At 73.3% G+C, this 14,561-nt stretch carries 10 protein-coding genes; 6 read left to right on the top strand and 4 right to left on the bottom strand.

From position 1 onward, the window contains the following. Position 1 precedes the first annotated feature (1 nt). Together QMC84_RS03240 and QMC84_RS03235 are read left to right on the top strand one after the other, a co-directional pair. On the top strand, positions 2-478 hold the full coding sequence (locus QMC84_RS03240) for a hypothetical protein (RefSeq protein ID WP_300371728.1): 477 nt from the start codon (positions 2-4) through the stop codon (positions 476-478). After that, positions 475-2,286 (top strand): glycoside hydrolase family 15 protein, encoded by a 1,812-nt coding sequence (locus tag QMC84_RS03235; protein ID WP_300371726.1) that lies wholly within the window; start codon positions 475-477, stop codon positions 2,284-2,286. Before QMC84_RS03240 ends, QMC84_RS03235 begins: the two co-directional genes overlap by 4 nt. Here QMC84_RS03235 and QMC84_RS03230 read toward each other — a convergent pair. Next, positions 2,283-3,530, bottom strand: coding sequence for an oligosaccharide flippase family protein (locus QMC84_RS03230; RefSeq protein WP_300371724.1), 1,248 nt, complete (start codon positions 3,528-3,530; stop codon positions 2,283-2,285). The genes QMC84_RS03235 and QMC84_RS03230 overlap by 4 nt on opposite strands. Before the next feature lie 119 nt (positions 3,531-3,649). On the opposite strand from QMC84_RS03230, the gene QMC84_RS03225 reads away from it, so the two are divergent. Together QMC84_RS03225 and QMC84_RS03220 are read left to right on the top strand one after the other, a co-directional pair. Next, positions 3,650-5,317, top strand: a complete 1,668-nt coding sequence (locus QMC84_RS03225; protein WP_300371722.1) for a hypothetical protein — start codon at positions 3,650-3,652, stop codon at positions 5,315-5,317. 30 nt (positions 5,318-5,347) lie between these two features. Next, entirely contained in the window at positions 5,348-5,503 is a 156-nt protein-coding gene (locus QMC84_RS03220) for a hypothetical protein (RefSeq protein WP_300371720.1), read from the top strand. A 10-nt stretch (positions 5,504-5,513) separates the two neighbouring features. Here QMC84_RS03220 and QMC84_RS03215 read toward each other — a convergent pair whose 3' ends face one another. Next, the gene (locus tag QMC84_RS03215) at positions 5,514-6,662 is read right to left on the bottom strand and encodes a glycosyltransferase family 4 protein (protein WP_300372300.1); all 1,149 of its coding nucleotides are present in this window, start codon (positions 6,660-6,662) and stop codon (positions 5,514-5,516) included. Positions 6,663-6,707: 45 nt separating this feature from the next. Between QMC84_RS03215 and QMC84_RS03210 the strand changes: the two genes are divergently transcribed. Both QMC84_RS03210 and QMC84_RS03205 read left to right on the top strand, forming a co-directional pair. Beyond that, positions 6,708-7,448 (top strand): class I SAM-dependent methyltransferase, encoded by a 741-nt coding sequence (locus QMC84_RS03210; RefSeq protein ID WP_300371718.1) that lies wholly within the window; start codon positions 6,708-6,710, stop codon positions 7,446-7,448. After that, entirely contained in the window at positions 7,415-11,560 is a 4,146-nt protein-coding gene (locus tag QMC84_RS03205; protein ID WP_300371716.1) for an alpha-(1->3)-arabinofuranosyltransferase, read from the top strand. Before QMC84_RS03210 ends, QMC84_RS03205 begins: the two co-directional genes overlap by 34 nt. Here the strand turns inward: QMC84_RS03205 and QMC84_RS03200 are convergent. Together QMC84_RS03200 and QMC84_RS03195 are read right to left on the bottom strand one after the other, a co-directional pair. After that, positions 11,458-12,687: an acyltransferase gene (locus tag QMC84_RS03200; RefSeq protein WP_300371714.1), complete on the bottom strand. Its 1,230-nt coding sequence runs from the start codon at positions 12,685-12,687 to the stop codon at positions 11,458-11,460. The genes QMC84_RS03205 and QMC84_RS03200 overlap by 103 nt on opposite strands. Next, a complete protein-coding gene (locus QMC84_RS03195) occupies positions 12,684-14,516 on the bottom strand; it encodes a hypothetical protein (protein WP_300371712.1) in 1,833 nt (610 codons plus the stop codon). The genes QMC84_RS03200 and QMC84_RS03195 overlap by 4 nt, the downstream gene beginning before the upstream one ends. Between the last annotated feature and the right edge of the window lie 45 nt (positions 14,517-14,561).

Below are 14,561 nucleotides of genomic sequence, written 5' to 3'. Positions count from 1 at the left end.
CATGGACTGGGCGGGATGGTCTCTCTTCGGCCTGCTCGCCACGGTCGGTCTCACGGCCCTGATGATCAGCGCGCAGCTCGGGGGGCTCAGCCGGCTCGACCTGCCGCTGATCCTGGGCACGGTCGTCACGCCGGACCCGGACCGGGCACGGGCGGCCGGCTTCCTCATCCACCTGGCTGTCGGGCAGTGCTTCGCCCTCGGCTATGCCGGCTGCTTCGTGCTCCTCGGGCAGGCCACCTGGTGGATCGGAGGCCTGCTCGGTGCGCTCCACGGTGCGGTCGCGTTGACCGTGATCCTCCCGATGCTGGTGGGCGTGCACCCGCGGATGGCCTCGCACCGGGCCGGCCCGCAGTCGGTCGCCGTCCTGGAGCCGCCCGGGCTCATCGGTCTCAACTACGGTGCCCAGACCCCGCTGGTCACCATCGCCGCGCATGTCGCCTACGGCATCGCGCTCGGTGCCCTCCTCGAGATCTCGTGAGCGGGAGCCGCACCCGGGAGCCCGTGCCGATCGAGGACTACGCACTGCTCGGCGACACCCGCACGGCGGCGCTGGTCGACTCGGACGGCTCGATCGACTGGCTCTGCATCCCCCGCTTCGAGGGGCAGCCGGTCTTCGGTCGCCTGGTCGGCGGGGAGGCCGCAGGACACTTCAAGCTCGGCCCGGCCGGTCCGGCCGGGCCGGTGACCCGCCGCTACCGCCCGAGCACCAACACCCTCGAGACGACCTGGGAGACGCGGTCCGGGCGCCTCACCCTGACCGAGGGCATGGTGGCCGAGGTCAGCGGGGAGCTGCTGCCGTCCACGCTCCTGGTCCGCCGGCTGTCGGCCGAGGGCGGGCCGGTGGCGGCGGTGATCGAGTTCGACCCACGCCTCGGCGACCGGCACCGACGCCCCCGGGTCCGGCGCCGGGGAGCGCTCCTGGTGTGCACCTGGCCGGCGCTCGCCGTCGCGTTGACCATGGACTCGCCCGCGCAGGTCGAGCCCGGCCTCGCCCAGCCGTTGACGATCACCCCCGGCCACCCGCTGACCTGCGTGTTGACCGTCGCCGACCGAGAGCCACTGGTCCACGTCGACCCGGTCACTGCCTGGAACGCCCTCGAGCGCGACGAACTGCGCTGGCAGGACTGGTGTGCGGAGATCGACCCGGACCTGCCCCACCGCGACGCCGTGGTGCGCAGCCTGCTGACCCTCCGGCTGCTCACGTACTCACCGTCCGGGGCGCCGGTCGCAGCGCCCACGACCTCGCTGCCGGAGAGCCTCGGCGGCGGCCGGAACTGGGACTACCGCTACTCCTGGCCACGCGACGCGAGCATCGGGGTCGCCGCCTTCCTGGGTGCGGGAAAGCAGGCCGAGGCGCGTGCGTTCATGGCCTGGCTGCTCAGCGCCACCCGGCTGGACCGCCCGCGCTTGCCCGTCCTGCTGACCCTGCACGGCAAGCACCCGAGGTCCGAGCGCGAGCTGACGGCGTGGCCCGGCTACGCCGCGAGCACGCCCGTGCGCGTGGGGAACGCAGCATCTGCGCAGCACCAGCTCGACGGGTACGGGTGGGTGCTCGACGCCGCATGGCTGCTCTCCCGCTCCGGCCACCGTCTGTACTCCGAGACCTGGCGGGCGATGGCCGGCTTCGCGGACCGGGTGGCGGAGCACTGGCGAGAGCCCGACGCCGGGATCTGGGAGATCCGCGCGGACTCCGCCCACCACGTGCACTCCAAGATGATGGCGTGGCTCGCCCTGGACCGGGCGGTCCGCCTGGCCGAGCACCATCGCACGGCCGGCTCCCGCCGGCGCCGGTGGTCGCAGGAGCGGGACGCGCTCCGCGAGGACATCACCCGGCACGGCTTCGACCCCGAGCGTGGGACCTACACGCGCAGCTACGGCTCGGCCGAGGTCGACGCGGCGCTCCTGGTCCTACCGCAGCTCGGCTTCGAGGCGCCGGAGTCGGCACGAGTCCAGGGGACCCTCGACGCGGTCGCTCGCGAGCTGGATGCCGGCCGTCCGCTGCTCTTCCGCTACCCGCCGGGACATGACGGCCTCGACGGCTCCGAGGGCGCCTTCCTTCCGTGTTCGTTCTGGATGGTCCAAGCACTCGCGCGCAGCGGCCGGCTCCCCGAGGCGCAGGTGCTTCTCGATGAGCTCGTGGCGCTGGCCAGTCCGGTCGGGCTCTACGCCGAGGAGATGGACCCGAGGACCCGGCGCCATCTCGGCAACTACCCCCAGGCCCTGACGCACTCGGGCCTGATCCAGGCAGCACTCGCCCTCCGGGACGCGGCGGCGACCGAACGCTAGGACGCGGGAGCGGGCTCCTCGACCGGCGCCGACCTGGTGACGCGCAGGCTCACGGCCAGCAGGGCGACCAGCAGCACGGCGTCGACGCTGATCACCACGGTCAGCAGGCCGCGCAGCGTCTCGGTCGTCAGGCCGAGCCCGATCATGGCCAGGAACGCCGCCCACACCAGGTACACCGCCCGCTGGCCCTGGCGGGCGAGCACCGCGTAGACCAGCAGCTGGAGCATCGAGAGCACGGTGCCGAGGATCGCGTAGATCCACAGGTGGTCGGTGATCTCGGTGTAGCGAGCGCCGCCGACGAACACCAGCGCCAGCTGGGGGAGCAGCGCGGCCCCGGCCGTGGCCGCGGCGCCCAGCAGGGCCACCACGCCCAGGCTGCCGGTGAGGGCGCGGCGCCGCTCGCTCGTGGTCGACATCGACGGGAAGGCGATGACCACCACGAACTGGGGGAGGAACAGCACCGCCTTGGTCAGGATCAGGCCGCCGGCGTACAGGCCGGCGTCGTGGTCGGCGAGCACGTTGCGGGCCACGATGATGTCGGCGTTCGAGAGGGCGAAGAAGGCGAGCAGCACCTGGGAGTTCAGGGCGGACTCGCGGATCACCCGGCGGAAGCCGTGGTTCTCGCTGGGGACGCCGGGATCGAGGCGGCGACGCAGCAGCCACCAGCCCGCCACCACCGGTGCGCACGCGCCGAGGCCGGTGCCGACCAGCGCGGCGAGCTCGGTGGGCTGCCAGGCGATCAGCGCGGTCCCGACGATCAGTCGCGGCACGCCGCTGAGCACGTACAGCACCGACAGCGCCTGCCAGCGCCGCTCGCCCTGGAGGATGCCGGCCTGGCCGCCCATGATCGTGAACGGGACCGAGACCACGGAGACCAGCGCCGCCGTGAGCAGGCTGTCGAGCTGCAGCACGACGTTCAGGAGCGGCGAGACCAGCAGGAGCAGCACCCCGAGCGCCGCCGCGGCGCGGTAGGTGACCCCGAGGATCGTCTTCTCGATCTGCGCCACGTGGGTCGGCTCGGCCGCGATCCGCCGCGCCGCGGTCGCCTGCAGGCCGAGCTGCAGGACGGTGATCACCAGCAGGGTCGCCATCAGGCTGGCGAGCGCGCCGTACGAGCTGGGCCCCAGCATCCGTGCCGCGATCATCGTGAAGCCGTACGTCGCCACGTTCATCAACGCCATCGCGACGGCGATCGAGCCGCCGCCCCCGAGCAGCTCTCTCAGGCGACGGGTAGGTGGGGTCACGGAAGGGAAGCGTATGCGAGACTCGCGCGCGTGATCCGCGCCGGTGCCGTGCTGCGCTTCAGGCACCCGAGCGTGCTGCTCCGGAAGCTGCCGCTGTAGTGCGAACGTCCCGGTGGCTGGTGCCTGCGTGGGCGATCGCGGTCGCCGCGCTGGTGCTCGGGCCGGCCCTCGGGCCCGGTTACCTGCTGACCTACGACATGGTGTGGGTGCCCGACCTCGCCCTGCGCCCGGACTTCCTCGGGCTCGGATCAGCGCTGCCGCGAGCGGTGCCCTCCGATGCGGTCGTCGCGGTGCTCGACGAGGTGCTCCCCGGGATGCTGCTGCAGAAGGTCGTGCTCGTCGGTGCGCTCGTGGTCGGCGGGCTCGGCGCCGCCCGGCTTGCCGGCCGGGCCACGGCCGCCCGCCTCGTCGCGGTCGGCGTCTACGTCTGGAGCCCGTACGTCGTCGAGCGGCTCTGGATCGGGCACTGGCCGCTGCTGCTGTGCTGGGCGGTCCTGCCCTGGCTGGTCGCGGAGGGGATCCGGCTGCGCGCCGACCCGCGGATCGGCGCCGCCCTGCCGTTCCTGCTGCTCGCCGGCAGCCTGAGCGCGAACGCCGGGCTGATGGCCGCGACCGCCCTCCTCGCCGTCGGCGCCACCCGGGCCACGGTGCCCCGCCTGCTCGGGCTCGTCGTCGCCGCCAACGCGCCCTGGGTGGTCGCCGGCCTGCTCCACCTCGACACCGCGACCTCGAACGCCGCCGGCGCGGTCTTCGGCCTGGACGCCGAAGGCCCGCTGCCCGCGCCGCTCGCCGCGCTGACCCTCGGTGGCATCTGGAACGCCGAGGTCGTCCCCTCCTCACGCGAACTGCTGGTCCTGCCGCTGGTCCTGACCCTCTCGTATGCGGCGCTCGCCGCCATCGGAGCCCGGCCGCTGGCGCGACGCCTCGGCGGGCGCGTGACGATCGCGTTGGTCGGGCTCTGGGCCGCGGGGTACCTCGTCGCGGTGCTCTCGTGGGCGAGCCCGGACACGGTCGGGTGGCTGGCCGGGCACGTGCCGGGCGGGGGGCTGCTGCGCGACGGCACCCGATCGCTGGCGCTCTGTGCGCCCTTGACCGCCGCGCTCGTGGCGGCTGGTGTGCAGCGCTGCGTCGAGTGGTGCGCGCACCGGGCGGCGAAGCTCCTCGTCATGGCTGCCGGTGCGCTGCTCCCGCTCGCCTTCATGCCCGACGCCGCGTGGGGGATCGGGGGGCGCCTGGAGCCCGCGGACTATCCGGCGGCGTGGGCGGCGGCGCGCGCGACGCTGGGCGATGGACGCGCCGACCTGCTGGTGCTGCCGTTCACCAGCTACCGGGCACCGGCGTGGAACCACGACGGCAAGGTCCTCGACCCCCTCCCGCGCTACCTCCGGCCCGACTACGTCGTCAACGACCAGCTCGTCGTGGACGGCCGGGTCATCGCGGGGGAGGACCCGCGGGTCCCCGATGTGCTCGCAGCGCTGGCGCTCCCGGACGCCGATGACCGGGCGGCCGCGCTGGCGCAGCTCGGCATCGGTGCGGTCGTCCGCGATCGCACGGTGCCGACCACCCGGGCATCCGACGCAGCGGTCGGCGGCACGGCCGTGTTCGACGGCGGGGGCCTGGACGTGGTCGTGCTCGACGCGCCGGTCCACGAGCGGCAGGTCCCGGCCGGCTGGCTGGTCGCCCTCGGCCTGGCGTGGGCGGCGTTCCTCGGCCTTGCGGGGTTCGGGGTGTGGAACGGGGGCCGGGCCATCTCGTCGAGAATGCGGACCCGCCCAGGTCCTGGGTGATACCGTCGGCCGCGAGAGGGAGGAACTCACGTGCAAGCTTTTCTGATCACCTTCGCGAGCGTCGTCGTCGGCGGCGGTCTCGCGGGTGCGACCGTCATCGGTCTCGTGAACTCGCAGACCGCGCCTCCCGACAAGTCGCCCGCCAACGTGAGCAACCCGGTCCTGGAGTACGGCGTCACTCAGTGAGCTAGCGGCGCTAGTCGGTGGCGTCCTGGTCGTTGACCAGCTCGCCGCCCAGCGCGCTCACCACGACGTGCGCGAACGCTGCCTGCGCGTGTTCCCAGGTGTAGCCGGCGCTGTGCTGGACAGCGCCCTCCGCCAGCCTGGCCCGGCCCTCGTCGTCGCGCAACAGCCGGCCGAGCGCGGCCGTCAGCTCGCCGGGGCTGCCGACCAGGACACCGGAGACGCCGTCGACGATCGACTCGCGGGTGCCGCCTGCGTGGGCGTAGGCGATGGTGGGCGTCCGGTGCGCGGCCGCCTCGCCGACGACCAGGCCCCACCCCTCCTTCAGAGAGGGCAGCGCCATCAGCCAGGACTCCTCGTAGATCTCCTGCTTGCGGAGCTCGGTCACATGACCCTCGAAGACCACGGACCCGCGCGCGACCTGCTCGGCGGCGTAGGTGTGCAGCTCGCCCTCCCACCAGCCACTGCCGACCACGCGCAGCCGGAGGTCCGGGAACTCCGTCACCAGGGTGGCGACCGCGTCGATCGCGTGCTCCACCTGCTTGTGGGGGACCAGGCGGCCGACCACGCAGATGGATGGATGGGCCGACTTGCGAGCCTCGACTCTGACGACCGGGTCCGTTCCGTTGTGCACGACCGCGATCCGCGGCCCGGTGACGCCGAGCTCCCGGAGCTCGGCGCGGGTCGCGCGGGAGACCGCGACGTACTGCTGACGGCGGTAGAGCCGGGGCGCGACCCGGCTCTCGATCCACCATCCGACCCTGCCGGTCAGGCCGGGGTAGACGACCGGCCACTGCTCGCGGTGCACGTGGTGGACCAGCACGACGATCGGCTTGCGGGTCACCAGGGCCGTGAAGAACGGGAGCCCGTTCTGGACGTCGACCACGACGTCGACCCGACCGAGCTGCCGGCGCAGCAGCGCCCACATGCCGAGGAGGTAGACCGAGAGCTTCGAGCCGCGGCGCACGAACCTGACGCCGTCGACCGTCTCGTCGGGAGCGGCGCCTGCGTACGCGGCGCAGAAGATCGTGACCCGGGCACCCCGAGCGACCATGCCGGCGGCCATCTTCTCGAGGTACCGCTCCGCGCCGCCGCCCTCGGGATTCCGTGTGTCCCGCCAGCTGAAGAACGCCACGTGGCGCCCGGCAAGCGCATCGGTCATCGGCACGGGGCGAGGTTACCCGCTGGTTCGGATAGGGTGCCGCGCATGCCGTGGCAGCCCGATCTCAGCCGGTCGGTACGGCTGTTTCGGGACTTCCGCGTGGAGCAGACCGACCCGAGGCGCTTCTACACCGCGCTCGCGCAGGACTCGGTCGGTCAGCTCTCGGCGTACCTCGCGCTGGACGGGCGTGGCCTGACCGGTGCGACCCTCCTCGACGTCGGGGGCGGCCCCGGCTACTTCCGCGACGCGTTCCGGGCCGCGGGAGCGACGTACTGGGCCCTGGACGCCGACGTCGGGGAGCTCGCCGGACTGGGCGGCATCGCCGCCGGCACGGTCGTCGGCGACGGCATGAACCTGCCCTTCCGCGACGGCTCGGTCGACGTGTGCTACTCCTCGAACGTGCTCGAGCACGTGTCGCGGCCGTGGGACATGGCCGACGAGATGCTCCGGGTCACGCGACCCGGCGGGATCGTCTTCATCTCCTACACGCTGTGGTGGGGTCCCTGGGGAGGACACGAGACCTCGCCGTGGCACTATCTCGGCGGCGACCGCGCGCGGCGCCGCTACCGTCGGCGGCACGGGCGCGAGCCCAAGAACAGGTACGGCGAGTCACTGTTCCCCCTCACCGTGCGCGACGGGGTCGCCTGGGTGCGACGCCAGCAGGCGGGCGACGTGCTCGCGGTGATCCCTCGCTACAACCCTCGGTGGAGCTACTGGATGTCTCGGGTTCCGGCCCTCCGAGAGGTGGTGACGTGGAACCTCGCCCTGGTGCTGAGGAAGCGCTGACCACGCAGGCGCCGATCAGCGCGGTGGCGCGCTTCCGACTCCGCCTGGCCGGGGCCTGCGCACTGCTGGTCGGTCTGGCCCTGGTGCAGTCGCCGGGACTCCTCGTCGCAGACACGAAGCTCGACCTCGCCGTGGCGCCCGGTCGCTTCCTCCTCCGGTCCGTCCACCTGTGGGACTCGACCGGCGCCCTCGGCCAGCTCCAGAACCAGGCGTACGGCTACCTGTGGCCGATGGGTCCGTTCTTCCTCGGCGGGATCGAGAGCGGGCTGCCCGCCTGGGTGGTGCAGCGGCTCTGGCTCGCGCTGGTCCTCTGCGTCGCGTTCCTGGGCGTGGCGCGACTCGCCCGGGAGCTCGGGGTCCGGTCGGACCTGGCCTGCGTCCTCGGCGGCTTCGCCTACGCCTTGTCGCCACGGATGTTGAGCACGCTCGGGCAGATCTCGATCGAGGCCTGGCCCAGTGCGATGGCACCGTGGGTCCTGCTGCCACTGGTGATCGGCTCGACCCGGGGCTCCGCCCGACGGGCCGCGGCCTGGGCCGCTCTCGCTGTCGTGATGGTGGGCGGGGTCAACGCGGCCGCGACCTTCGCCGTGCTCCCGCTCGGGGTGCTCTGGATCCTGACCCGGGGGCGCGGCAGCCGGAAGCTCACGCTGCTCCTGTGGTGGCCTGCGCTCACCGTGGTCGGAACGCTCTGGTGGCTCATCCCGCTGTTCGTGCTCGGGGCCTACAGCCCGCCGTTCCTCGACTTCATCGAGTCGGCGTCGAACACCACCTTCCCCACCACGGTGTACGACGCGTTGCGGGGCACGTCGAACTGGGTGGTGTACGTCGGCTCCACCTCGCGCGCCGGCAACGACCTCATCCGGGACCCCATCGCGATCCTCAACAGCGCCGCCGTGGTGGTCCTCGGCCTGGTCGGGATCGGACAGCGGCGAAACCCGGAGCGGGTGTTCCTGTGCCTCAGCGTCCTCGTCGGCATGGTGCTGGTGACCATGGGCCACACGGGCGCGACCCAGGGTTGGTTCGCCGAGGACCTGCAGGCCGCGCTCGACGGTGCGCTGGCGCCCTTGCGGAACGTTCACAAGTTCGACCCCGTGGTGCGCCTGCCGATGGTGCTCGGCCTCGCGTGGGCCGTCGACGCGCTGATGGCCCAGCGCCGGCGGGCGCCGGCGCCGGACGCCGACCGCACGACGACCACGCTCGACCGGGTGGCGGCGCTCGGGCTGGTGCTCGCCTCCGTCGCGGCCGTTGCGGGCGCGGCGATGCCGGCCGGTCTGGGGCGGATCACCCCGACGGGCGGGTTCGTCGCGGTCCCCGGCTACTGGTCGCAGACGACCGACTGGCTCCGAGAGCGCGACGCGACCGCCCTCCTCCTGCCCGGCTCGTCGTTCGGCGACTATGTCTGGGGCTTTCCGCAGGACGAGCCGATGCAAGCCCTCGCCCGGAGTCCCTGGGCGGTCCGCAACGCCGTCCCGCTGACGCCTCCGGGCAACATCCGCATGCTCGACGAGATCGAGACGCGGCTGGCCCAGGGCAGTGGGTCGCCGGCGCTCGCGTCGTACCTGCGTCGTGCCGGCATCACCCACCTGGTGGTCCGCAACGACCTGGCGCGCAGCGGCGACGTACCCGACCCGGTGCTGGTGCACCAGGCACTGGCGGGATCGGCGGGCATCTCCCGGGTCACCTCGTTCGGACCGGAGATCGGCGGCGCCGGGCACATCGACACCGAGGACGACTCACGCATCGTCGTCAACGGCGGCTGGCAGGCCAGCTACCCGGCGATCGAGGTGTACGCGGTCGACGGCGCGGCGTCGGCCGCCGCCCGCACGAGCCAGGTCGTCCCGGTCGTCGTCGGCGGCCCGGAGGACCTGCTGGACCTCACCCGCCTCGCCGTGCTCGGCGACGAGCCCACCCGGCTGGCCTTCGACGTGCCAGCGGACCGGGACCCGGGCGCGCCGGTGGTGCTCACCGACGGCCTTCGAGCCGTCGAGAGGCACTTCGGCCGGCTCCACGACGGGCAGTCGGCGACGCTCGCCCCCGGCGACCCACGGCGCCTGGCGAACCCGACCCGCGACTATCTCCCCGAGGGCGCGGGCACCTGGGAGACGTGGGCGCGCTACGGCGGCATCGCCACCGTGACCGCCTCCTCGTCCCGCTCCGACGCCACCAGCCCGGGCGTCGTCCAACGCGGTCAGCTCCCGTTCGCCGCACTGGACGGGTCGCGGAGGACCCGCTGGGAAGCCGCGGTCCCGGGCACCGACACCTGGTGGCAGGTCGACCTCGTCGGGCCCCGGTACCTCGGCGAGGTGACCGTGACGGCCGGGCCGGACGAGAGCGAGGTCGTCCGGGTGGAGGCCGGCGATGTCACGACGGAGCCGGTCACCGTGCGAGCGGGCGCGAGCCGCACGATCGCGGTCGGCGCCCAGGACGTCGAGACGGTCCGCGTGGAGGATGCCTCGGGACGCCCCGGCCACCGGCTGGCACTCGCCGAGGTCGAGCTGCCCGGCGTGGACGCGACCCGCGAGCTGGTGCTGCCGGCCGTCCCCGAAGCATGGGGCACCCCTGCCCGGATCGCGTTGCGTGCCGTGTCCGACGGGCGCACCGGCTGCGCCGAGGTCGATGGATCGGTCCGCTGCGTGCCAGGGCGAGAGGTCGCCGCCGAGGAGCCCCTCGGGTTCCGGCGGGTCGTCAACCTGCCCAGGGCCGCCACCTACGACGGGCTCCAGCTGCGCGTCAGCGGGCGGTCCGGAGGCCGCCTGCAGCGCCTCCTGGGCCGGCAACAGTTCGGCCTCGTGACGACCTCGTCGCACAGCAATCCCGACCTCCGATCGTCGGCGCTCGCGGCGGTCGACGGAGACCCCGGCACGACGTGGTCGGCGGCGCTCTCCGACCTCCACCCCCGGCTCGACGTCCGGTGGCTGGGCGTACGCACGGTGCGCGGGCTCGAGCTGCGGCTGCTCCCCGACGCCGATGCTCGGATCCCGAACGAGCTCGTGCTCAGCTGGCCCGGTGGGCAGCGCGTCGTCCGGGTCCCCGACGACGGCGACGTCCGGTTCCCCCCGATCCGCACCGACCGACTCACGATCGCGGTCGAGGAGGCGGACCCAGCGGTCGACCTCGACTTCGACCAGGCCGCCTCGCCGGTGCCGATCGGCATCTCCGAGCTGCGGGTGCTGGGCGTGCCCTACTTCCCCCAGTCGCACGAGGGCACCATCCGCACCCGATGCGGAGCGGGACCGGACGTCACCGTTGCGGGGCAGACGTTCCACACCAGGGTCCGGGCGACGGTCGAGGACCTCTATGCCGGCAGCACCGTCGGGGCGCGGATCTGCCGCGCTGCGCCGGTGACCCTGCCCTCGGGGGAGAGCAGGATCTCGGTCACGGCGTCCAGGAGGTTCACGCCCGTCTCGCTCGTCCTGTCCGACGGCGTCGCGTGGTCGTCGGGGGCGGCCGCCGCGGCTGTCGACCGGGTCTCGCCGGTCGACTTCCGGGTGCGTCCGGCAGGATCGGGTGGCCTCCTGACGGTGCAGCAGAACGTGAATCCCGGCTGGACCGCCGTCCAGGACGGCGACGCTCTCGCGCCCGTGCAGGTGGACGGGTGGAAGCAGGGCTGGCAGCTCGAGGGAGGCGAGGACGTGCGGGCCGAGTTCGAGCCCGACCGGACCTATCGCGCGGGCCTGGGGGGCGGCGCCGTCGCCGTCCTCGTCCTGCTCCTGCTCGCCCTGGTGCCGTGGCGGCGGCTTTGGAACGGCACGTCCCGGCCGGCTCTCGCCGCCGGGCGCGTCCGCGGCGGGGTGCTGGCGAGCGTCGGTCTGGGAGCGGCCGGGATGCTGGCCGGCTGGCCGGGCCTGGTCGTCGGGGCGGTCGCGATCGTCGCGGGCGCCCTTTCCGGGCGCCGTACCGGTCTACTGCCGTGGCTGGTCATCCTCGCGATGGTGCCGGCGGCCGCGGCGTACCTCTGGCGTCCGTGGGCGAGCCCGCACGGCTGGGCCGGCGCGCTGGCCTGGCCGCACTACCTGGTCGTGGTCGCCCTCTGCCTCGTGCTCGGCGCGCTGGTCGAGCGGCGGCGTCCGACGTTGCGCAGCCGCATCGCCGGCCGTTCGACCGCCCGGTAGGCGATCTCGGACGCCGCCAGGCTGAGCGCCACCGTCAGTGTCCAGATCTGCCAGGTGTGCCCGCCGAAGAGCGGGAAGCCGACGCCCTCCATCACGAAGTAGAGGATCGGCAGATGGAGGCAGAACACGCTGTACGACACGTGGCCCAGGTGCCGAGGCAGGCGGGCGGACATCACGCGCGCGTAGCTGCCCTTGTCCGGCGGCCGTAGGCCGCTGATGACGACCAGGCCGCCGATGGCGGCGTACAGCAGACTCTTGGTCAGCGCCTCGACGTCGGTGGCCACGTAGAGGAGGGTCGGGCCCGCAACGGGGGTCGAGGCCACCAGCATCAGGCCGAGCACCAGGACCCAGCAGACGCCCGGCGAGCCCTCCAGCGCCTCCAGCAGCTGGGTCGCCGGACCCGGGCCGCGGCCCGGCCTGCGGGCCTGGCGCAGCACGTCCGTGAGGGCCACGGCGAGGCCCACGGCGAACCAGGTCAGGTACGACGGCAGCCAAAGGGTCGGCGCGCCGTCGCTGCGCTCGCCCGCAGCGGCAGCCAGGTGGAGGTGCCACCAGGAGCTCAGGACGACCATCGCGAGCAGGACCAGCGCGACACGTCCCGGCCGCAGCGGCCGGTGCGCGCGACCCAGGACGAGCAGCATCAGCAGCGGGAGGACGATGTAGAACGAGACCTCGACCGAGAGGCTCCACATCTGCGTCAGGCCTTGGGGCAGGGCGTCGGCGAGGTAGATGTTGGTCAGGCTCAGCGAGCGGACCCACTGCGCCGCCGAGGCCGGCCGGTTCTCTGGGATCAGGGTCAGGGCCAGCACGACGGTGACGGCGTACACCGGGTAGATCCGTAGCACGCGCTTCCAGTAGTAGCGGCCCGTCGACGGCGGCGGGGCGTCGACCATCCGGCGCGCGAAGTGCGGGCGGCTGAGGAGGAAGCCGGAGAGCACGAAGAAGATCGCGACGCCCACGTCGAGCCGCGAGAGCAGGTTGCCCCACGTCCCGTTGCGCACGTACGCGCCGGACTGGAACGCGACGTGGGTCGTGAGCACCGCGAGGGCGCCGACCGCACGCAGCGAGTCGAGCACCGGGAACAGCGGCGCGACCTCGACGCCCGCGGGCCTGTGGTCGCCCGTCACGAGGGTCCCGCCTCTCCGGTCGTGGGCTGTCCGACATCGATGGTGTCGACGCACACGGCGACGTCCTCGCCGAGGCCGCTGAGCCGCACCGTCGTGAAGCGACCCTCGACCTGGGCGTAGAGCGAGTGGGCGCCCCGCTGCACCTCGACCTGCTGGGAGGTCTTGCCGGCACTGACGGTCATCGTCGAGTCCGCCGAGGCGAGGTACCCGATCCGGATCCACCAGTTCCACTCGAAGGCCGTGCTCCGCAGGGGGATCGAGCGCCCGGCACCCTGGACCAGCCAGCCACAACCGGGCCGCGGGCCGGTGCGGGATGTCACGCTCGGATCCACCCGGGCCTCCTCGAGCCGGCCCTCGTCGGTGACCACGTTGAGATCCTCGGACCAGGCCGGGAACGCGAGGCTGTCGGTGACCAGCGAGGAGAACGTCACCAGCCGATTGTCGGGCGCGAGCAGTCCGGAGACCACGTCCTCGGGCAGCGTGCGGTCAGCGACGTCGACGGCGCCCGACTCCTCGACGTCCTCGCGGAGGTTCGTCAAGAAGGTCCGACCGTCGTCGTGGGCGTTCCACCACGAGAGATAGGTCAGGCCGCTCGCCACTCCCGAGACGGTGATGGCGGCGGTCAGCAGCGCCACCGCCGGGCGGGGGATCGCGAGGTCGAGACGGGGACGTCGGCGCGGGGAGCTCGATCCCTCGGCGCCGACGAGCTCCAGGAAGGCGAGGCCCACCGACAGCGCGAGCACGCACGCCACGTCCGTCAGGTAGCGGTACTCCCGACCGATGGCAGGTCCGAAGGGCTCCACGCGGGCAGCCACGACCAGGGCGCACAGCGCGCCGAGGTAGCCGGACAGCAGCAGCCAGGCCCGCAGGGTGCGCTCGCGACGGAGGGCGCCGTACAGCACGACGAGGACGATGAGCACCCAAGCCAGGTTCACGGTCCATGACGGTGGGTCGGCGTAGCCCGCTCCGCTCCACAGCCACGGGCCTCCGACGGCGCCCGCGGGGAAGCCGGTCGCGAGCATCGCCTCCACGGCCTGTCCGGCCGCCCCGGCGGTCGGCGGGTCATAGGGCTGCCGGACGTGGTCGGTGTAGTAGACCAGGTACGCCGCCAGCAGGGGCAGGCCGAGCGCGACCGCCGGCCAGTAGCGACGCAGCAGCCCGAGGACGCGGCGCACCGGCCTCCCGGTCGCGAAGTAGGCGAGGGCCAGGTACCCGAGTACGGGGAGGATGAGGAGGGCCTTGACGTCCCCGAGCAGCCCGACGGCCACGCCGAAGTACGCCACTCCCGCCCAGACCAGGCGGCGCCCGCGCAGGTAGCGGACGGCGGCGCCGACCGCGAGGAAGAGCCCGACCTGCATCGACAGCTGGCTCAGGCACGCGGTCCACCACATGGTCGCCGGCACGGTGATGGAGGTGAACAGGTAGAGCGACAGCGGCACGAGAATCCCCGGCCGGCGTCCGAACAGCGTGACGAGCATCCACACGGCCGCGACGCTCGCCAGCGCCTGGATCGCCAGGGTGCTGGCCAGCGCCAGGCCCCAGTCGAGCGGCCCGAGCTCCGCCACCACCCACGCGAGCGCGCGCCCGAGCGGCATCAGGTGGTTGTTCCAGGGTGCAAGAAGGTACTCGGTGTCGAAGTGGGCCTCCCGGGCGTCGAGGATCAGGCTGAAGTCGTCCTGGTGGAACCAGGTGCCCGACAGCGCCCAGGCGCGCAGGCCGAGCTGCGCGAGGACCAGCAGCACCGCGGCGCTGAGCACGAGGTCCCGGGTGTGGCCCGAGCGTTCGGCCTCCGCGAGCCAGCGCCCGGCCCGGGTGAACAGCGTTCGCACGAGACCTCCTCAGCGCGGGAGTCTGCCACACCGATGACCCCGGAA

Source organism: Nocardioides sp., assembly GCF_030019515.1.
Classification (GTDB): Bacteria; Actinomycetota; Actinomycetes; order Propionibacteriales; family Nocardioidaceae; genus Nocardioides.
Note: the sequence above shows the minus strand (reverse complement) of the source record. Positions and strands in the feature narration are given on the sequence as shown.

Excerpts from the sequence above, each read along its gene's own strand:
- QMC84_RS03240 (WP_300371728.1), top strand. The coding sequence starts at position 2 with ATGGACTGGGCGGGATGGTCTCTCTTCGGCCTGCTCGCCACGGTCGGT.
- QMC84_RS03215 (WP_300372300.1), bottom strand. The coding sequence starts at position 6,662 with ATGACCGATGCGCTTGCCGGGCGCCACGTGGCGTTCTTCAGCTGGCGG.
- QMC84_RS03210 (WP_300371718.1), top strand. The coding sequence starts at position 6,708 with ATGCCGTGGCAGCCCGATCTCAGCCGGTCGGTACGGCTGTTTCGGGAC.